General features: G+C 59.3%; 21 protein-coding genes and 1 pseudogene. 13 read left to right on the top strand and 9 right to left on the bottom strand.

Translation table 11 applies throughout. The features are described from left to right. Positions 1 to 21 precede the first annotated feature (21 nt). The 4 genes and pseudogenes from EC915_RS09835 (at position 22) to EC915_RS09825 (ending at position 4244) form a co-directional block, all read left to right on the top strand. The gene (locus tag EC915_RS09835; RefSeq protein WP_218568078.1) at positions 22 to 1383 is read left to right on the top strand and encodes a 2-hydroxycarboxylate transporter family protein; all 1362 of its coding nucleotides are present in this window, start codon (positions 22 to 24) and stop codon (positions 1381 to 1383) included. 277 nt (positions 1384 to 1660) lie between these two features. Next, a pseudogene (locus EC915_RS09830) lies at positions 1661 to 3297 on the top strand (ABC-F family ATP-binding cassette domain-containing protein). Positions 3298 to 3357: 60 nt separating this feature from the next. After that, the gene (locus EC915_RS24810) at positions 3358 to 3531 is read left to right on the top strand and encodes a hypothetical protein (RefSeq protein WP_166650954.1); all 174 of its coding nucleotides are present in this window, start codon (positions 3358 to 3360) and stop codon (positions 3529 to 3531) included. Between the two features lie 32 nt (positions 3532 to 3563). Next, the gene (locus tag EC915_RS09825) at positions 3564 to 4244 is read left to right on the top strand and encodes a GNAT family N-acetyltransferase (protein ID WP_133750340.1); all 681 of its coding nucleotides are present in this window, start codon (positions 3564 to 3566) and stop codon (positions 4242 to 4244) included. A 26-nt stretch (positions 4245 to 4270) separates the two neighbouring features. On the opposite strand, the gene EC915_RS09820 is transcribed toward EC915_RS09825, so the two are convergent. Genes EC915_RS09820 through EC915_RS09810 form a run of 3 tightly spaced genes read right to left on the bottom strand, consistent with a single transcriptional unit; the run spans position 4271 to position 6656 of the window. Beyond that, positions 4271 to 4870, bottom strand: a complete 600-nt coding sequence (locus EC915_RS09820) for a class I SAM-dependent methyltransferase (RefSeq protein WP_133750339.1) — start codon at positions 4868 to 4870, stop codon at positions 4271 to 4273. Next, entirely contained in the window at positions 4867 to 5628 is a 762-nt protein-coding gene (locus EC915_RS09815) for a PIG-L deacetylase family protein (protein ID WP_133750338.1), read from the bottom strand. Before EC915_RS09815 ends, EC915_RS09820 begins: the two co-directional genes overlap by 4 nt. After that, entirely contained in the window at positions 5625 to 6656 is a 1032-nt protein-coding gene (locus tag EC915_RS09810) for an acyl-CoA dehydrogenase family protein (RefSeq protein ID WP_133750337.1), read from the bottom strand. The genes EC915_RS09815 and EC915_RS09810 overlap by 4 nt, the downstream gene beginning before the upstream one ends. A 231-nt stretch (positions 6657 to 6887) precedes the next feature. Here EC915_RS09810 and EC915_RS09805 point away from each other — a divergent pair, with 231 nt between their 5' ends. The 3 genes from EC915_RS09805 to EC915_RS09795 all read left to right on the top strand — a co-directional run bounded on the left by EC915_RS09805 (position 6888) and on the right by EC915_RS09795 (position 8486). Then, positions 6888 to 7265, top strand: coding sequence for a DUF2946 domain-containing protein (locus EC915_RS09805; RefSeq protein ID WP_133750336.1), 378 nt, complete (start codon positions 6888 to 6890; stop codon positions 7263 to 7265). A 112-nt stretch (positions 7266 to 7377) separates the two neighbouring features. After that, entirely contained in the window at positions 7378 to 7986 is a 609-nt protein-coding gene (locus EC915_RS09800; protein ID WP_133750335.1) for an SCO family protein, read from the top strand. Next, positions 7986 to 8486 carry a copper chaperone PCu(A)C gene (locus EC915_RS09795; RefSeq protein WP_133750334.1) on the top strand — a complete coding sequence of 167 codons (501 nt, stop codon included), beginning with the start codon at positions 7986 to 7988 and terminating at the stop codon, positions 8484 to 8486. Before EC915_RS09800 ends, EC915_RS09795 begins: the two co-directional genes overlap by 1 nt. A gap of 163 nt (positions 8487 to 8649) precedes the next feature. On the opposite strand, the gene EC915_RS09790 is transcribed toward EC915_RS09795, so the two are convergent. The 4 genes from EC915_RS09790 to EC915_RS09775 form a co-directional block, all read right to left on the bottom strand. After that, on the bottom strand, positions 8650 to 9978 hold the full coding sequence (locus tag EC915_RS09790) for an Nramp family divalent metal transporter (RefSeq protein WP_133750333.1): 1329 nt from the start codon (positions 9976 to 9978) through the stop codon (positions 8650 to 8652). 86 nt (positions 9979 to 10064) lie between these two features. After that, positions 10065 to 10730: a glycosyltransferase family 2 protein gene (locus EC915_RS09785; RefSeq protein ID WP_133750332.1), complete on the bottom strand. Its 666-nt coding sequence runs from the start codon at positions 10728 to 10730 to the stop codon at positions 10065 to 10067. A gap of 318 nt (positions 10731 to 11048) precedes the next feature. After that, the gene (locus EC915_RS09780) at positions 11049 to 11609 is read right to left on the bottom strand and encodes a type 1 glutamine amidotransferase domain-containing protein (RefSeq protein WP_133750331.1); all 561 of its coding nucleotides are present in this window, start codon (positions 11607 to 11609) and stop codon (positions 11049 to 11051) included. Between the two features lie 129 nt (positions 11610 to 11738). Next, positions 11739 to 12074 carry a hypothetical protein gene (locus EC915_RS09775; protein ID WP_133750330.1) on the bottom strand — a complete coding sequence of 112 codons (336 nt, stop codon included), beginning with the start codon at positions 12072 to 12074 and terminating at the stop codon, positions 11739 to 11741. A gap of 416 nt (positions 12075 to 12490) precedes the next feature. Between EC915_RS09775 and EC915_RS09770 the strand changes: the two genes are divergently transcribed. From EC915_RS09770 to EC915_RS09745, 6 genes are all read left to right on the top strand, one after another. Further along, a complete protein-coding gene (locus EC915_RS09770) occupies positions 12491 to 12700 on the top strand; it encodes a hypothetical protein (RefSeq protein ID WP_133750329.1) in 210 nt (69 codons plus the stop codon). A 106-nt stretch (positions 12701 to 12806) separates the two neighbouring features. After that, positions 12807 to 13214, top strand: coding sequence for a hypothetical protein (locus EC915_RS09765; RefSeq protein ID WP_133750328.1), 408 nt, complete (start codon positions 12807 to 12809; stop codon positions 13212 to 13214). Positions 13215 to 13275: 61 nt separating this feature from the next. After that, entirely contained in the window at positions 13276 to 14040 is a 765-nt protein-coding gene (gene tam, locus EC915_RS09760; protein WP_133750327.1) for a trans-aconitate 2-methyltransferase, read from the top strand. A 12-nt stretch (positions 14041 to 14052) separates the two neighbouring features. After that, on the top strand, positions 14053 to 14556 hold the full coding sequence (locus tag EC915_RS09755) for a cupin domain-containing protein (RefSeq protein WP_133750326.1): 504 nt from the start codon (positions 14053 to 14055) through the stop codon (positions 14554 to 14556). Between the two features lie 147 nt (positions 14557 to 14703). Further along, positions 14704 to 15489, top strand: a complete 786-nt coding sequence (locus tag EC915_RS09750) for a sulfite exporter TauE/SafE family protein (RefSeq protein ID WP_133750325.1) — start codon at positions 14704 to 14706, stop codon at positions 15487 to 15489. 30 nt (positions 15490 to 15519) lie between these two features. Then, positions 15520 to 16092 carry a GNAT family N-acetyltransferase gene (locus EC915_RS09745; RefSeq protein WP_133750324.1) on the top strand — a complete coding sequence of 191 codons (573 nt, stop codon included), beginning with the start codon at positions 15520 to 15522 and terminating at the stop codon, positions 16090 to 16092. A gap of 88 nt (positions 16093 to 16180) precedes the next feature. Here the strand turns inward: EC915_RS09745 and EC915_RS09740 are convergent, their stop codons facing one another. Together EC915_RS09740 and glgX are read right to left on the bottom strand one after the other, a co-directional pair. Further along, positions 16181 to 16510 (bottom strand): hypothetical protein, encoded by a 330-nt coding sequence (locus EC915_RS09740; RefSeq protein ID WP_133750323.1) that lies wholly within the window; start codon positions 16508 to 16510, stop codon positions 16181 to 16183. Positions 16511 to 17239: 729 nt separating this feature from the next. Beyond that, complete coding sequence (glgX, locus tag EC915_RS09735) at positions 17240 to 19426, bottom strand: glycogen debranching protein GlgX (protein ID WP_133750322.1); 2187 nt, start codon at positions 19424 to 19426, stop codon at positions 17240 to 17242. Positions 19427 to 19496: the final 70 nt, after the last annotated feature.

Here is a 19496-nt window from a genome sequence, read left to right as displayed (position 1 = left end):
ATAAAAGAAGACGAGGTTTACATGCACAACGCCGAATCACTGGCCAAGCCGGCCGTGACTGCGCCGAATGCGGGCCGCAACGCTCTGTTCTGGCGCCTGATGGACATCCGCATCGGCTTCATTCCTTTGCCGGTTTACCTGCTCTTGGCGGCGCTGGTGGCCGGGCTGCTGCTTTGTAAAGAGATCAAGGCCGACTTGCCAACGATGATTGCGATCATCGGACTTGGCGGGGCCACCTGCGCAGAGATCGGCAGGCGCCTGCCGTTCTTCGGCAAGATCGGTGGGGCGGCCATTGTCTCGGCCTTTCTGCCCTCGTACCTGGTCAGCCTCGGTTGGGTGCCGCAGGACATCATCGCGCCGGTGACGACCTTCACCAAATCCAGCAATTTCATTTACCTGTTCGTGTCGGCGGTGGTGGTGGGCAGCATTTTCACCATGGACCGCAACCTGATCATCAAAGGCTTTGCCAAGATATTCGTGCCGCTGCTGGCCGGCTCGGTACTGGCGCTGTTTGCCGGCATCGCCGTGGGCCTGCTGTGCGGAATGGAACTGCGTCAGGTGCTGTTCTTCGTCATTGTTCCGGTGATGGGTGGAGGGCTGGGCGAAGGGGCGATTCCGCTGTCGGTGGGGTATGGCGAAATCCTGGGCATGGACTCGGGCAAGATTCTCGCGCAGTTACTGCCCATCATCCTGCTGGGCAACCTCTGCGCTATCCTCGCTTGCGGCGCGCTGGACCTGCTCGGCAAACGCTTCCCGCAACTGACCGGCAACGGTCGCCTGCAAATGGTGGAGCTGCCGGCGGATGACACCGCTCAAACGCAGAAAGCGCTAACCCGCTTCGATGCCCAGACCGTGAATCAGGTGATCGCTGCCGGCATGTGCGCGATCACCCTGTATCTGGCCGGTGTTCTGCTGCATGCGCTGTTCGGTTTGCCGGGCCCGGTGTGCATGCTGTTTCTAGCGGTGCTACTGAAGTTGTGCAACGCCATACCGGCACCGTTGGAAGTGGGGGCGCAGGTGCTGTTCAAATTCTTCACCACCTGCGTGACCTATCCCTTGCTGTTCGCCAACTCGATTGCCGTGACCCACTGGAGCGAACTGACCGCAGCGTTCCATATCGGCAACGTGCTGACCATCGCCACGACCGTGCTGACCTTGATGCTCACAGGGCTGGTGATCGCCCGAAAAATGGGCATGTACCCCATCGAAACCGCCATCGTCAACGGCTGCCACAGCGGTCTGGGCGGCACCGGCGACATCGCGATCCTCACGGCGGCCAACCGCATGCAACTGCTGCCGTTCGCGCAGATCTCAACCCGTATCGGCGGCGCGATCACGGTGATGGGCGCGCTACTGATACTGGCGAACCTGCCGCCGGTTTGACCCTCGGGCCTGCGCCGCCCCTCGAGCGGCGGGTCCCGGTTTAAGGTGCAGCGTCGGTGAAAGACGCGGCCTGCGTCAGTGGGGCGGGAGGTTATCGGGCCAATGCCCGATACCTGACGCTTGTTCCAATCCCGATAGGGTTTCATACTCTGGCCCGTTCTCACGTTTTTGAGGTGTTCGTCCAATGCGCAATTGATGCCGCCGTCCTGTTCGACGGCCCGCTTTCAGGCTCCCTGACTTCAGGGGGAATGTTCCGTGGCATCCATTGAGTACGTGTATGACGATTGCATCCCTGACACTGCAAAGCGTTTCCCTTGCCTTGCCCGATGGCCGGCAAGTCTTCTCCGATCTCACCGCGCAATTTGACCAACAGCCCACTGGCCTCGTTGGCCGCAATGGCGTGGGCAAGAGCCTGCTGGCGCGGTTGCTCGCAGGACAGCTCGAACCCAGTGGCGGTCGCTGTCTGCGCACCGGCTCGGTTCATTACCTGGCGCAGCAGGTTGATCTTCCTCCTGATTTGACCGTAGCTGGCCTTGCGGGTCTGGCACCGGTGATTGACGCACTGCAGCGCATCGAAGCAGGCAGTGTCGATCCTGCTGATTTCGACGCAGTCGGCGAGCGCTGGGACATTTGCCAACGGTTGCAGACGCTGCTGCAGGCCCACGGCCTTGGGCAGTTGGCGCTTGATCGGCCAGCCACTGAGTTGAGCGGCGGTGAGGCCATGCGCGTGGCCTTATTGGGCGCTTGGCTGGCGGAACCGGATTTGCTGATCCTTGACGAGCCCACCCACCCTCTCGATGGTCCCAGCCGTGAGGCGTTGATGGAGCAACTGCGCCTGTGGCCTAAAGGTTTACTGGTCATCAGCCACGACCGAGCGCTGCTGCAGCAGATGTCGCGCGTCGTCGAACTTTCATCGCGGGGATTGCAGAGTTATGGCGGCAATTTCGCGTTTTATGAGCAGTGCAAGGTGCAGGAACGCGTGGACGCCGAGCGCCTGGTCGAGCAGCGCAAGCACCAGCGCAAACAGGGCGAACGGGCGCTGGCGCAGCAGCGTGAACGCCAGGAGCGGCGGCAGGCCCAAGGCAACCGGCAAGCGCGCGAGGCCAATCAGGCGCCGATCCAGCTGGGCAGGCAAAAGGCGCGCAGCGAGCAAAGCGCGGGTAAGTTGCACCTGCGTCAGAGTGTAGTGCTGGAGGCCTTCAGTCAGCAGGTTCGCGACGCGGTGCAACGGGTTGAGCAGGACGCCGACATTACGCTGTATCCACCCCTCAACGCATCCAGTCACCGCCATCGGGTGGCTGAATTGAAGGCCCTCCGTCTGCCGTACGGGGGGCCTTCTACCGCACTCGACCTGACCATCGGCGGTCGCCAACGGATAGGGCTGGTCGGTGCCAACGGCGCAGGAAAATCGACGCTCTTGCAGGTGCTCGCGGGTCGGCTCAGTCCGCTGACCGGGCTCTGTTCAGTGCAGGCGCAGACGGCGTTTCTTGATCAGCGACTGGGTGACCTTGACCCGAATCAGTCGGTGCTTGAGCAACTGCTGAAGGTCAATCGAACAGTCAGTGAAGGCGAGCTGCGCACGCGTCTGGCGCACCTTGGCCTCGATGCTCACAGGCTGACGCAGCCTTGTGTTGCGCTCAGTGGCGGCGAGCGTCTGAAAGCGGCCTTGGCCTGTGCGCTGTACGCCGACCGGCCGGCTCAGTTGCTCTTGCTGGATGAGCCGGGTAACCACCTGGACCTGGTTCGCTGCGGGCGCTTGAGACCCTGTTGCTGCAATACGCAGGAGCGCTGGTGGTGGTGTCCCATGATGCCTGCTTTCTTGATCGTTTGGTGTTGACCCATCGCCTGCACGTCAGTGATAGCGGATGGGTTCTGCAGCCCTGGCCGGTTACCGTCGTCGACAATGACCGATGACGAGCCTTCTCGCTTATACGCAAATGCCGCATCAGGTCATGACATTCGACAGGACAAGCGATGCAACTGGAATGGCTGGCGGACTTCGTCGAGCTGGCGCGTCTTGAGGTCATCGAAAAGGCCGGGACAGTGATCGCTCATGACAGGGGCACCCCGATCATCACCCCCCATGACAACTGCGTGCTGGTGCAACCTTTCCCTGATGAAGAAGGTCAGGATCGAAAGCAGTTATGATACCCAGGCCCGTCCATCGCCAGAGCCTCAGCATGTTCACCGTTACCCGCCTCGAAAACACCCCGCCCGAATCCATCGATAGCCAGATCATGCAAATGGTCGTCGACTACGTCACCGACATCAGCAGGGTCGGCATCGCCCCCAGCAACCCTCTGTACCCGCTTTATCAATACGGGGTGGGTCACGAGGTGCACCAATACCTTCAGGCCATGAACGGCTCCCGAGGCTTCCCGGTGGAACTCATCGTCGCCCTGGACGACGCAGACCCTTCCGTGGTCTCAGGCTTTCTCCTCTACCTGCCGGTGCAAGGCGATCCCCAGGCGTGCTCCATTGCCTACATGGCGGTCAAGACCTGCCAAAGACGACGCGGTATTGCGCGTGCGATGGTGCAGAAGATGCTGGGCCGCTATCCACACGCCGAACTGGCGTGCTTTGTAAGCAAGGTGCCGTACTTCGAAGCGATGGGTTTGCAGGTCCTTGGCGCTCGCGGCCCGCAGGTCTTGATGAACACCCGCGACCACCAGACCGATGGCCTGTTGGCGGTGCTCGACATCGCGCCGATTTACCACTCGTTGGAAGTGCGGCAGATCCATGCCTACCTGCTTAAACAGCACGGCAAACGCGCGATGACTGACGCGGAAAAACAACGTGATCGACAGCTGGACCAACTGACCCGACACGCACGGCTTTACGTGCAGGAGCGCCTGGTCTGACAGGCGCGAATCCAGACACGCGCCACTCAGAACACCTGCTCACCTAGATCGATCCCGCCTGGCTGCTGGCCCCACATCTCCAGAAGAAAGTCGGTCTCTTCGTGCCGGAGCAGGGGCTGTAGCCCCAGATGCTCGGCGAGCAACCCATGCGCCTTTCGACCGAGCATCGGGCAGCCTTCGATGGGGTGCAGCCAATGACAGGCCAGCACCGTGCCGTCGGGAGTGAGGCTGTCGGCGATACGCTCGACCACCTGCACAAACAACTCAGGCTCAAGGTAGTAGGCCCACTCGCTGACCACGATCAGATCGAACTTGCCTGCAGGCCAGTCGTTCGGCAGACAACCTTCGAGCACTGTAGCGGCGGGAAACGGGCTCAGTCGCTCGCGCGCCAAGGCCACAGCTCTGGCGCTCATGTCCAGGCACAGCAGTTCGTCGCAGCGTTGCGCCAGACGCAAGCTGAGTTCGCCGTTGGCGCAGCCAGGTTCGAACACGCGGCCGTAGCGTTGCCGGGGCAGAGCGGCCAGGGTCACGTCACGCTTGCGCTGCTCATACCAGCGCGTGCCAAAGCCCCAGGGGTCGTCGCTGTCGGCGAACAGTTCATCGAAATAATCGGCAGGCAGGCTCACAGAAATACCAGTTCGAAGGGCTGCAGCAACCGCTCCAGCGTATTGGCGTCGAGCACCGGCGCAGCGCCGGTGCTGGTGTCGATTTGCAGCTGGCTGGCATGGGCCGTGATTGCCTTGCGTTTGCGCATCAACTGAGCGTCGGTCAGCATCAGCTTGCGCGCGCGATCCCACGGAATTCTTGGATCGTTGGGCTGCGCCCAGTGCCAGGCCCACACCGGCAATTCCAGCAAGGTCGCTCCGGTGTTCGCCGCAGCTTGTGCAGCGCAATGGCCGACCGCCTCGTGATCGCAGTGGCCGTCGTGGCGCCAGGTGCTGAGCAGCACGTCACCGGGGCGCATATCTTCGCTGAGCAGCGCTATCAACGATTCGGCGCGGTCAGCGACGTGGCCATCGACCAGCTCCAAGCGGTGCCAGCTGATGCGCGACAATTCGAGCCCGAGACTGGCAATGGCGTGTTCACTTTCCTGACGACGCTGAGCGCGCAGCTGCGGTTGCGGCCATTGCGACGATCCCGGATGGCTGCCTTCCCCGTCGGTCACCGAGATCAGCTGGATATCCTCCTGCCGCTCGGCCATCGCTGCCAGCAGGCCGCCGCACGCCAGAACCTCATCGTCCGGGTGCGGGGCGAGCACGACCAAGCGTGAACCGGGAGGAACCAGTGCCTCCAATGTGATCGGCTGTACGCTGCGCAATGCCGCGCTGTTTTGCCAATCTCTCAAAGGCGTACCTTGAACGCCGAAAGGCAGGGCTTGACTCATAGCGACCAATCCTGCGGAGCGTGGCTGACGAGCAACTGGCCGAGTTGCGCCAGATCACGCTCGGCGTGGCTTTGCCGGATGAAGACCGGCAGGTCCACGGCCAGCCGGGCGAACTGCGGATCACGGCAGAAGGGCGTGGCCCCCAAAGCACGTCCCACGTGTCGACAAACCTGCTCGACCGCCATTTCGACCTGGGCTCGCACACGTTGCACAGCCAGTCGCGCATCGTCCCGGGGATGGGCGTCAATCCACTCTGCGCAGTCTCGCAGCGAGGCCGCGGCCCCGTAGAGCGCGGCGTCCACAGCGCCCAAGTGCGCATCGGCATGCTCATCGGGCCGGCCTTGCTGGCGTTGCTGATGAAGCGAGCACGCCAGCGAGGTGGCTGCGCCGTACCAGGCGGCGGCGATGCCTGCACCGCCTTGCCAGAAACCGGGGCGAGACAGGTAGGCCCCGCTTTCGCCTACGCACTGGCCCACGGCATTATCGAAATGCAGATCGACGCTGGCGGTATGGGCCATGCCCACGGCCTGCCAGGCTTGCGCATCAATGGTGACGCCGGGCTGATCGAGGCGCACCGCGACCAGTTGAGGCTGGTCACCGCCGCTCCAGACGGTGATCAGCGCGTAGTCGATCTGCTGCGCGCCGGAGCACCAGGCCTTGCGCCCGTTCAGACGCACCTGGTCGCCGTTGCGCTCGCTGGCCAGGACCCGCGCCGAGGGAGGTTCTGCTGCCCACACCCCCCAGATGCCAGGTTCGGCAAAAGGCTGACAAGCGAGTTCTTCGAGAATGGCCAAGGCATCGGTGTGTCCTTCGTAAAGCTTGAGCAACGCCAGATCGATGGAGCCCACGGTGGCCAACTGTTGCCAGCGGGTCAGGGTCTGACCGCTGCCGGGCAATGGCAAATGATCAAGCCCGCGCTCAAGGCACAGACACATCGCGTCACGTAGCCGACTGTCGCTGCCAGGCACGTTGGGCCGGCGGGCGAAATCCGCCAGTGCCGCCTCAATTCCTTGTGAGTGATCGCCCATGCCTGAAAATACTCCTGCCGATTCCATGGCCCGCACGGCGTGCGCGGGCTACCCGTTCAGTTCGGCATCCGCTGGAGGAGGGGGTTCAAATAATCTGAAGCGGCTTTAGCCATAAACACTTGCCCGGTACTGCGAGGGCAGTGCGGGGCACGTTGCCTGCGCGGTTTTGTCGCATCCCTTGATCCGGGCTCACGCCATGTGATCGGGTGCAACGATGTAGAATCACGGCCCATGAAATTCGTCCGAACCCATCAATCGCTCATCGCCTGGATGCTGTATGGCTTCATCCTGTTCAGTGGGCTTGTGTGCAGCCTGAGCCATGGCCAGATGCTGCAGGCGTTCAATCAGTTTGACCCCGCCGCCGAGTGCAGCACGCGCCACGAGCTGTCCGGCCATCCGGACATGGGGCAGTTGGGTGAGCATGCGCGGTTGATGAACCTGTCCATGGCCGATTGTGCCTTCGCCGGTACGCTGGTGCTGGCGTTGATCTTCTTCATAGGCGCTGGCTGGACAGCACGCAGCCAGCGCAAACTCGTTCCCCGTTCCGACTACCTGCTGCGCAAACCTCCCCGATACCGCCTGCCTGAACTCGCACCTCAGGCGCCCTGATTCCTCTGTGCATCGTGTACAGTCAGCGTCGTTCTTGAGCATGCCCATCGCGGCAACTGCCGGGACGATCAAAGGCCGGCGTCAATGCCGGTCGCTTCAGAGAGTGCGTGACATGAATGATTTACTGAGCCGCCGTCAGGTGGTCACCGGCATGGGCATTCTTGGCCTGGGCCTGCTTGCCGGTTGCGATGGTTCGACCACCGCGCTGGATTTCAAATACGGCAAGGACCTGAGCAACAAGATCATGGGCCGTACCTTCAAGCTCACCGATACCGCAGGTGAAGTGAAAACCCTTTCCAGCTATCGCGGCCTGATGCCGATGGTGTTCTTCGGGTTTACCCAGTGCCCGTCCGTCTGCCCCACGGCATTGGCTCGCGCCGCGCAGATCAAGAAGATCATGGGCGAGGACGGCAAGACCCTGCAGGTGATTTTCATCACCGTCGACCCCGAGCGCGACACGCCGCAAATCCTCGACGCTTACGTCAAGCAGTTCGACCCAAGCTTCGTTGCCCTGCGCGGCACGCCGGAGCAGACGAAACAGGTTGCCAAGGAGTTTGGCGTGTTTTACGAAAAAGAGCCGATCGGTGATACGTACACCATGTCCCACACCGCCACCAGCTACGTGTTTGATTCCCGGGGCAACCTGCGCCTGGGCCTGTCACCTTCGCTGTCCGCCAAGCAATGTGCGGAAGATCTGCTCACCGTTATGGAGATCTGCTGATGACCCTGTCGTTTTCATCTGCCCTAAAACGCCTGGCCCTGCGCCGGATTCTTGCCGCTTTCGTATTGGGCGGCTTCAGTGTTTGCGCCATTGCTCAGACCCATGTCGATGATGCATGGGTTCGCACGACGGTACCGGGCCAGCCTTCCTCCGGTGCGTTCATGCGCATCACTGCCGATGTCGACAGCAAGCTGCTGAATGTCGCTTCACCGGTGGCGAAGGATGCACAGATTCACGAAATGAGCATGACCAATGACGTGATGCGCATGGGCCCGGTCGACGCCGTGCCACTGCCCGCGGGCAAGGCCGTATCGCTGGACCCGGATGGCTACCATGTGATGCTCATGGGGCTGTCGGGCCAGATCAAGGAAGGCGATCAGGTACCACTGACCCTGACCATCGAAAACGCTCAGGGCGTGCGCGAGACCGTACAGGTGCAGGCTCAGGCGCGGCCGATGATGGACATGGACATGAGCCACGACCACGGCAGCAGTCATTGAGCTGAATGTGAGCGTTGGTTGACGGAACAATCTGCTTTCTAACGCTCGCCACTTCTGACGCCTCCAACAGAACTCGGGCCTGGCTGCAAAAGACTCTCGGCAGGAAGTCTGCCGAAGATTTATGGCCTGAACCCGATCCAGTGCAGTCAAAATATTTGCGCCATCAATCGCCAAACATCCCCACCAGCAACACAAGATTCAAACCGATGATCAACAGCGCAATGGCCCAGGCCACCAGGGTCAGCACAGGTCCTGTGACCAGCTTGCCCATCAGCTTGCGGTCCGACACGAAGCGCACCAGTGGCACGATGGCGAAAGGCAGTTGCATCGACAGGATCACCTGACTCAACACCAGCAGTTTGGCGGTGCCTTGTGCCCCGTAAATACTGGTGACTACGATCACCGGGATGATCGCTAGCCCCCGCGTCAATAGCCGCCGCACCCAGCCTGGCAGCTTCATTTTCAGAAAGCCCTCCATGACGATCTGCCCGGCAAGCGTAGCGGTCACTGTGGAGTTGATGCCGGACGCCAATAGCGCAATGGCGAACAGCGCCGACGCAATGCCCACGCCCAGCATGGGCGACAGCATGTGGTAAGCCTGTTCTATCTCCACCACGTCCGTCTTGCCTGCTTTGTGAAAGACCGTAGCGGCAGTGATCAGAATGGCTGCATTGACGAACAGCGCGAGCGTCAGGGCGATGGTGCTGTCGGTGACCGACCAGCGCAGGCCGATGCGCCGGCCTTCATCGGTGCGCGGATAGGCTCGTGTCTGCACGATGGAGGAGTGCAGGTAAAGGTTATGCGGCATGACGGTTGCGCCGATGATGCCGATGGCCAGGTACAAGGCTGCAGGGTTGGTGACAATTTCAGATTGTGGAATGAATCCGGCCAGCAATTCGGCCATGTCAGGACGTGCCAGGATCATTTGAATCGCGAAGCAGCCGAAGATGATCAGCAGCAAGGCAATGACGAAAGCTTCGAGGGCGCGCAAACCTCTGCCCATCAACAGGAAAATCAGGAACACATCGATTGCCGAGATCACCGCGCCCCACACCAGCGGGATACCGAACAGCAAATTGAGGGCGATGGCCGTGCCGATCACCTCGGCCAGGTCACAGGCGATGATCGCAATCTCACAGGCCAGCCATAGCGCAATGCACACCGGTCGGCTGTATTGCTCACGGCAAGCGCGGGCCAGGTCCCAGCCAGTGGCGATGCCCAAGCGTGCGGAAAGCGCCTGAAGCACGACGGCCATCAGGTTGGAAAACAGGATGACCGAGAGCAGCATGTAGCCCAATTGCGAGCCTCCGGCCAGGTCCGTGGCCCAGTTACCAGGGTCCATGTAGCCCACGGCGACCATATAGCCTGGGCCGGTAAATGCCAGCAGGCGTTTGAACCAGTTGCCGGATTTGGGCAGGGCCACACTGGCGCTGGGCATGCCGCCGCCCAGGGTGTCATCACCGGGCTCGGCGCGGTTTTTCATGGGTTGCATCGGTTACTGTCCCGCCGGGGTGAGAGTCGCTGATGGGGCACGCTGGGTGCTCAATGACGTTTCCAATATTGCGCACACAAGGGGGGCTAGCCTGGTAACGCCTGACCCGCCAGAGAATTCAAGTAGTCGCCAAAGCCTTCCTTGCAGCGAAAATGTTTGCGCGCGCTGGTGGTCACGCTGTTACGGGCGGTCCAGATGATCTGCGCGCCAATGCGTTGCAGGTCCTCGACAAGGTGCACGTCCTCATGAGCGGGGAGTGCTTTAAAACCGCCCGCCTTGAGGTAGGCCGTGGAAGAAACCCCCAGGTTGGCGCCATGAATGTGCCGGTGATCGTCCATAGGTTGATAAAGCGCGTCATAGCGGTGCTTCACATGCTCCGGGTGTTCGGACCAATCATCGACCTGAACGATTCCGCAGACGGCATCGGCATTCGCTCGAAGCTGTTCCGCCAGCCAGCCATAGGGCACCACGCTGTCGGCATCGGTGAATGCCAGCCATCGGGCGCCACGCTCGAGCATCCACCGTGCTCCTGCTGCGCGGGTCTTGCCGACATTGCGATAGTCACAGTCGAGGGTGTGGACACCCTGTGCCTGTGCAACTGCTGCCGAACCGTCACTGCAGTCATCCAGCAGGATCAGAATCTCTACCGGCTCGCTATTGAGCTGCTCATGACTGGCAGCTGCTACCAGTGACTTGATGCAGTCACCCAGGAAAAATTCTTCGTTATGCGCGGGGACAATAATTCCGATCATGTGCGAAATCCCGTGTCTGCACCTGCGTTGATCGCGTTGGCCTCGGGATGTGGACCGGTAATGTGAAAAATTGGTTGCAAGTATTTTTCTTGCCACTAGCACATTGGCGCCAGTGCGCACAGCCGAACGTCAGTTGCTTGAAAAAATATTCGAACAGACTGAATTAGTCCCGCAGATCGCGCTCAGAACAGGGGAGTGCGAGACTCCCCTGGCGGTCTGTACGTCGCTGTCTTCCGCCAGGGTTATAATTCCCCAAACGCATCGACGCCGCTTTTGAGCGGCGTCGGTGCGTTTTCAGTTGTGATAGAAGCAGCGGCTTCAGACCCCTTGCAATGCGTTGCCGATGGCTTCGTTAAACGCCGGCAGATCATCCGGGGTGCGCGAAGTGATCAGCGTCCAGCCATTGGCGCTGCATACTTTGACTTCTTGATCCACCCAGTTGGCTGCTTTGGCATTCATCAGATCCTGGCTCACGCTTGGATAGGAAGTCAGGGTTTTGCCTTCCACCACGCCAGCGTTGATCAGCAGCCACGGGCCATGGCAGATAGCGGCGATGATCTTGCCTGAATCAGCGAATTCCTTGACCAGACGCTGCGCGTCTTTGTCCTGACGCAGCGTATCGGCATTGACGGTGCCACCTGGGATCAGCAGCGCATCGAAGTCCGCAGCAGACAAGCCTGCCAGTTGGGTTTTAGAGGTGACGCTGATGTCTTTTTCGGTGTCTTGGACGAACGTTTGCGCCTCGCCACCCTTGATGGTGGCGTGGGTGACGGCTGCGCCCATGGCCTGCAACGCCTTCAGCGGCTCGAGCAGTTCATCACGCTCGATACCGGTGTTGGACGTAATGATCAGGACCTTTTTGCCGTTCAATGTATTCATGGTGAAGATGCCTCCAATGAAAATCCATGCTCGATAATCGAGCGGTATCGGTTCTCAGAGGGAATCGGCAAAACGAAAGTTCACACCGATTTTCTTAGCGTGTGCGAATGGCATCTGCTCACCAGCAGCTCATAAACAGTCGCGTGCCGCCTTCTCCAGTGCGCTGTGGCCAAAGGCTGAGGCGAGAGGAGCACGCTGGTAAAGGAATGCGCGGGTATTGGGATTGCCCTTGAATACTTCGAGGATATTGTCCTGCGCCACTTTGCCGGAGATCAGCAATTTGTAGTGCCCCTTGCTTTCGATCAGCTTGGCATCGGGCTTGAGTCGCTGCCATTTCTGAAACACGCATTGTGCATAGTCACCTGCAGCTTTGGGTGTTTCCAGATCCACTGAAGGGTTGTTCGGGGTTGAGCCGCAGCCGGACAGCAACACGGCCAGCACACTGGTCGACAGTACAAGACGCATCTATTTAATCCTGAAGCAAAAGTGAGATCACGTTGGCAATAACCGCGAAGCGAGTTCGTATGCGGCTTTTACATAAGTTTGTTATTAAGCAAAGAAACACGATAGTTGAGAATTAATATCATTCTCTTCTTTAGGCTGCTTGCTGTTACGAGTGGGCGGGTATGTTGACGAGCAAATCTGCAAATGAAAAGGGCGTCTGCCAAATATTCCGGTAGGGCTCTGCACTCAGACTTATGCGCTGAAACGGGCTGCGCTGCTGGACTGCTTCAGCGTCATTCGACTGCTGCTGCCCTTCACTGAATGCTCGGTTATGGTGGGTTTCATTGATTTTATTTGTTATTTCAGCAATAGCGAGCATGGTCGAGCAATCAAATCATACTAAAGAGGCGAATCATGCCAAGGCAGGTGTGCATCTGTTGCTGGTTTCAAGCGAGTCGGGATTGGACGAAATCGCTCAGGCCATTGTCGGAGCGGTCGAAACCGGCCTGCTCGAACTTCACCAGTTGCTCAAGGCATCCGAGAAGGTCAAGGGCCTGACCGAGAAGTCCCGTGCGCAGGTCGATGCCGGGTTGTACGTGTCCTATTCGATTCCCGGTGGCCACCTTACACGCAGGGTGTGCATCTGATCGCGGCAGGCCAGGTTGATGCGGATCGAGCGTAGTAGGCAAAAGCCTCGCCGCGCTGCACAATGTCGGCACGCCAAGGACCTCATCAGCCAAGAGTCTGCTGCCCATGTTCACCCCTATCGCTTTGTCTGAACTGCTGCGCTTTGCCCATCATTCCAGTGCCGTCACCCAAGCCTGCTCGTGCGTCCCCAAATCCTTCGCTGGCTGGGAAGGGATGCCGGTATCGCTCAAGGAAAGCCAGCTGCGGGAAGTCGGCTCGCTGATCGCAGGCGAGGAGGAAGACCTGACCCTCGATGAACATCATCCGGCAGGCACTTCCTATTGGTCAGCCGAAGCGCCGATTGCTCCGCATTTCTTTCCGTACAATCGCTGCCGGATCTGGGAGTGCGTGCTATGCAGCCGGGTTTTTTTGCGCTATTCCGAAGCCGGCGCGTATCACTTTGAACAACGCATTCGCAGCCTTGATCCGGTATTGATTGTGGATGTGGCCTTTAACGGTATCGGCCGCGCCTGACCGCGATCCGGTCGTTTCGACCTTGGTTCATACGTCTTACAGAAAGCGGAGAGCAAGCCCGATGAGTTGGTCAGCCAGGCAATATTCGATGTTCGAGCAGCAACGCACGCGACCGGTCCGCGATCTGGTCGCTGCCATCCCTGCAAACAGAGTCAAGACTGCAATCGACCTGGGTTGCGGTCCGGGTAATTCCACCGAGGTCTTGGCAGAGCGTTATCCCGACGCGTCAATGACCGGGCTGGACAGTTCAGAGAACATGTTGGCAGAGGCACGCCAGCGCTTGCCGAGTCTGCAATTCGCGCTGGCCGACATCGACACATGGAGGCCTGAGCACGCCTTTGATGTGATCCTGGCCAACGCCTCCTTGCAGTGGGTGCCTGATCACGCCGAACTGTACCCGCGTCTGATCAGCTTTCTTGAGCCCGGCGGGACGCTGGCCGTGCAGACGCCAGACAACCTCCAAGAGCCTGCGCACCGTCTGGCGCGCGACATCGCCGCGAGCGGGCCATGGGCAGGCAAGATCGCTTCGGTGAAACACCCGGACCGGCATCCGGCGGCCTGGTACTTCAACCTGCTGCAGCCTCATTGCACCGAAGTGGATGTCTGGCGCACAACCTATCATCATCCATTGTCCGGCGGGCACGCAGCGATCGTGGAATGGTTCAAGGGCTCGGCACTGCGGCCTTATCTGCAACGTCTGGATGAGGTTGAGCAGAAGGATTTCCTCGACGCCTACCTGCATGCAGTCAGTCAGGCTTACCAGGCGTTGTCAGACGGCTCGGTGCTGCTGCCGTTTCCGCGCCTTTTCGTTGTAGCAACGCGCTGATTCGGAGTGCATATGGACCCGACCAAAACAGATCTGGCTTTGCGCCTGATCCGCAATTTTAATGAATTACCCTTGCACAATGAACGCCGCGACCCGCTCTATGAAAGTCAGGCTGCGCGCCTGGGTACAGGAACGGTGGCGCAGAAGCTCGGCGCTTCAATGGACATTGTCGCGCCGGGCAAGCGTTCCTGTCCGTACCATTTCCACCATATTCAGGAAGAGATGTTCGTCGTCATCGAAGGTGAGGGCACCCTGCGAGTGGCCGGGGAAATGCTGCCAATTAAAGCGTGTGATGTGATCTTTATCCCGCCTGGTCCTGAGTACCCGCACCAGATCATCAATACCTCTGATAAGCCGCTCAAATACCTTTCCATCAGCACCCGCGAAACGCCAGAAGTGTGTGAATACCCTGATTCGGGCAAGTATCAGGCAACGGTAACGATCAATGACGCGGATGCGTTCACGGTGGTACAGCGACCAGAGGCGTCGCTGGATTATTGGGACGGCGAACCCTGACGGCTACGTTATGCCTGAAAGGACAGGTCAGTTTGGTTATATCCATAGATCGTATCGATCTACTCTTCATATAAGAAAAATCAAGGTCCATAGACAAAAAATCGCTATCCTGCGTGCCAGTTTTTTGCAGGCGTATCAGGTCCAACCATGGATTTCGGCAATATAGGTTTCGTCGTCGCAGGATTGGTCGTGGGATTCATCGTCGGCATGACCGGAGTCGGAGGGGGGTCGCTGATGACCCCGATCCTGCTGTGGTTCGGCATCAATCCGGCAACGGCCGTTGGCACTGATTTGCTCTATGCAGCCATCACCAAGAGCGGTGGCGTGCTGGTGCACAGAAAGAATGACAACATCGACTGGGGCATCACGGGCTGGCTGACGTTGGGCAGCGTACCGGCGGCGGGACTGACCCTGTGGTTTCTCAGTAGCCTGCACACCGCGCCCGAGGCGATGAATGCGGTCATCAAGCAGGGGCTGGGGTTTGTCCTGCTGCTCACGGCGGTAGCGATTTTCCTTAAGCAGCGTCTGCTGGCCTTCGCTCAGCGCCATGCCGGAGACCGCTTTCGCCTCAGCGGCAAAACCCTCAACAGCCTGACGGTGATCACCGGAGTGGTGCTTGGCGTCATGGTCGCCCTGACCTCCATCGGCGCCGGGGCTTTGGGCACGGTGGCGCTGTTTTTACTCTATCCGTTTCTCGATACCCGGCGCCTGGTGGGCACCGAGATCGCGCATGCCGTGCCGCTGACGCTGATTGCCGGCCTGGGACACGCCAGTATGGGCAACATGAACTGGACCATGTTGGGGTTCCTGTTGATGGGGTCGCTGCCGGGCATCTACATGGGCAGCCAGCTGACCGGACGTATCCCCGATGCCGTGCTGCGCCCCTGTCTGGCGTTGATGCTGATCGCGATCGGTTACAAGCTGGCCTTCTAAACTTTTCAGAATCAGGTCAAGACGCACGTCATGGACATCATTGCCGAGCCGCAGCTGATTCGTCTGGTTACCGAGCGTCTGGTCTTGCGCCCGGTGGCAGGCGGGGATGCGCTGCAGATTCAGCGCTACAACCTGAACAACCGCGATCATCTGCAACCCTGGCAACCGATCCGCCCAGCGGGCTTTTTCGAGCTTGATGCGATTATCCACCGCATCGCTTACACCGAGTATGAGCGGATTGCCGGGAGGGGGTTGCATCTGCTGATCATCGAGCGTGACAGCGCAGATATGGTGGGTGAATGTATCTTCAGCAATGTCGTGCTGGGTGCTTTTCAGGCCTGTCATTTAGGCTATTCACTGGCTGAACAGGTTCAAGGAAAAGGTCTGATGACCGAGGCGCTGCACCGGGCCATCGCCTACGCATTCGAAGACCTGGGACTGCACCGGATCATGGCCAACTACAGGCCGGAGAATGAGCGCAGCGCACGGGTGCTGTCGGCGCTGGGTTTCGAGCGGGAGGGTTTTGCCCGAGCGTATCTGAAGATCAACGGCGAGTGGGCAGATCATGTGCTGACGGCGTTGATCAATCCGGCAGCACGGTGACGTACGACAGCATGCGTACAGTCGGTGGCACTCTAAGCAATACGCCGCTGACCCTTGGGAAACCCAGGAATCAGCGGCGCAACGCTTCTTAGCAAAGCCGGTCGATCACACACACGCCTTCGTGTTGCCGCGCGTTGCCCCATTCACTGCTCAGGGTATCGAGCACCTGACCAAGGAACTGTTTGTCGGCGGCTGCCTTCTTGCCGACATAACCGTGGCCTTTGCGGTACATCTTCAGCCGTGCGCGCATATGCGGACGCTGTTCGTCGAACTCTTGTTCCTCGGTGCACACACCGAGGCCGTCCATATGCACATCACCTTTCTCACAGACCCAGAGAATGTGGCTGTCGAGGGAGTCCTTCTGCGCCGCGAACAGTCGAGCCAATTGGTCAATGGTAGGTTGATTGTTCAGATTCATGGTTGGATACCCCTTTTTGCCGTTCGTTAATCTATCTAGTCAGTTCAAAACGCGATGGCGGATCGTCCGTCGATCCGCAGTCCTTCACACGCTGACAAACAAGGCCCGTCTAGACGCAGAGCCGGTGCCGGGCGTCAGGATGTAGTGCTGATGAGAGTCTGCTACGGAACGGTTCGAAACATCGAGGAGAGGCTGCGAGCGTCGCAAGAACCCTGGCGACTGATGTCGACCACAAGTGTCATGAGGACGTATCGCCAGCGCTCGGCCCATGGCTCGATCATGCCGGTTCAGGTTCATCAATCTGCCTTGTGGGCAGCACACATCCAGAGGTGGTTCGACTGTTGGGTCGAATGGCCCGGACTACTTTTGCCAGCTCTCCCGATCGGGGAGACGGTTGAACTATGCAATTGCAAAACAGCTTCGTCAATCATTTTGTAGTGATTATTTTAAGGCACTACATATTTTGTAGTTTCAATACAGGAAGGTCGGTTTGTGACTACAAAGTCGGCACTGCGCAGGGAGAAAACAACAGCGGGTCAGCGCGCGCAACAGGGGCGCGTCCGTATTGATTTGCCTGGATAGGCCTTTGAGAAGGGCTGCGAGCGCGTGATCATTCTACCGGCTGCAAAAATGCAAAACCCCTGCTGCGGCGAATGCATTCGCTGCAGCAGGGGTTGGGGAACGGTCCTCAGGAAGCGAGCCTGGTCCTGAAGACAATTACGTGGCTTTTTACGCCTGATCTTCCTTGTGCAATTCAAACAGCAGCAGCGAACGCGGCGTCACGGTGTACTCGCTGCCGAAGTCGAATGTGTCCTTGCCACGAATTTCAGGCTGGTTGGTGTCGACCAGGCTGACCCAATGCACGCCTTCTGGCACTTCCGGCAGGGTGAAGTTGACGCCATCGTGGTGTGAGTTGACGATCAGCAACATGGTGGCCTCGGAGCCACGGCGACGAATACCGGTCTCTTGAGCGCGGCCATCCATGAGCATACCCAAGCAACGACCATTAGGATCTTCCCACTGCTCGATGGTCATCTCTTCACCGCTTGGCGACAGCCAGGTCACGTCCTTGACCCCCAGTTCTTCGTTGTAATCACCGACGAGGAAACGTCCGCGACGCAGGATCGGATATTTCAGGCGCAATTTGATCAGGCGTTGCACGAAGCTGTGCAGAGCCTTGCCGTCTTCGTCCCACTCCCAATTGACCCAACCGATTTCGCTGTCCTGGCAGTACGCATTGTTGTTGCCATGCTGGGTACGGGCGAATTCATCACCGGCCACGATCATCGGCGTGCCCTGCGAAAACAGCAGGGTAGCGAAGAAGTTGCGCATCTGACGCAGACGCAGTGCGTTGATTTCCGGATCTTCGGTCGTGCCTTCCACACCGTGGTTCCAGGAGCGGTTGTCGTTGCTGCCGTCCTGGTTGTTCTCGTCGTTGTCCTCGTTGTGCTTGTCGTTGTACGACACCAGGTCGTGCAGCGTGAAGCCATCGTGAGCGGTGACGAAGTTCACCGAGGCATAAGGTCTGCGGCCGCGCTGGTTGAACATGTTGCCCGAGGCGGTCAGGCGACTTGCCAGATCGGCAAGCTGCGCTTCATCACCCTTCCAGAAGGCGCGCACGGTGTCGCGAAACTTGTCGTTCCACTCGGCCCAGCCCGGCGCGAAGTGACCGACCTGATAGCCACCGGGACCGCAGTCCCAAGGCTCAGCGATCAGCTTGACCTGACGCAGCACCGGATCCTGGCGGCAGGCCACAAGGAAGCTGTGACGCTCATCGAAGCCATCGTGGTAACGACCGAGGATGGTTGCCAGGTCAAAGCGGAAGCCGTCCACATGCATCTCGGACGCCCAGTACCGCAGCGAGTCGGTAACCATCTGCAGCACGCAGGGATGGCTCAGGTCCAGTGTATTGCCGGTGCCGGAATCGTTGATGTAGAAACGTTTGTCGTCCGGCATCAGGCGATAATAGGAGGCGTTGTCGATACCGCGCATCGACAGGGTAGGGCCGCGCTCGTTACCTTCGGCGGTGTGGTTATAGACCACGTCGAGAATCACCTCGAGTCCGGCCTGGTGCATGTGGGCGACCATTTCCTTGAACTCTGCAATCTTGCCATGCGCCAGGAAACGCGGATCCGGGGCAAAGAAGGCAATGGTGTTGTAGCCCCAGTAATTGGTCATGCCTTTTTGCAGCAGATGCTGGTCATTGACGAAGGCATGGATAGGCAGCAGCTCCACGGAAGACACTCCCAGCCCCTTGATGTGCTGGATGACCTCATCGACCTTAAGGCCCGAGAACGTGCCCTTCAACTCATCGGGAACGGCTGGATGACGCATGGTGAAACCGCGAGTGTGGGTCTCATAGAAAACGGTCTTTTCCCACGGCACATTGACCCGCTGATCGCGGCCCCAGGTGTAGGCAGGGTCGATGACCTTGCACTTGGGCACGAACGGCGCACTGTCGCGCTCATCGAAGCTCAGGTCGTCGTCAGGGTGGCCAATGGTGTAGCCGAACAATGCTTCCGACCATTTCAGCTCCCCGACCAGTTGTTTAGCGTAGGGGTCGATCAGCAGTTTGTTGTGGTTGAAACGATGGCCGTTCTTCGGGTCGTATGGACCATAAACACGGTAGCCATACACCAGACCCGGGTGGGCGTCAGGCAGGTACCCGTGGAAAATCTCATCGGTGTACTCGGGAAGTTCGATTCGCTCCAGTTCAGTCTCGCCGGAAGAGTCAAACAGGCAAAGCTCTACCTTGGTAGCGTTGGCCGAGAAAATCGCGAAGTTTACCCCCAAGCCGTCCCAGTTCGCGCCGAGTGGAAAGGGGAGCCCCTCTCGAATGCGCGATGCGGTAACTTCCGGGCTGTCAGCCTTAGTGGATTCATTCTTTGGGGCGGTGTTCTTTTCTTGCTTGCTCATGGTGATTCCTGACGTTCGAATGATTTCCTGAAGGCGAACAAAGCCTCTGTCGCAGGCTGAAGCTGCGCCA

The organism is Pseudomonas sp. LP_7_YM (assembly GCF_004364435.1).
Lineage (GTDB): Bacteria > Pseudomonadota > Gammaproteobacteria > Pseudomonadales > Pseudomonadaceae > Aquipseudomonas.
Note: the sequence above shows the minus strand (reverse complement) of the source record. Positions and strands in the feature narration are given on the sequence as shown.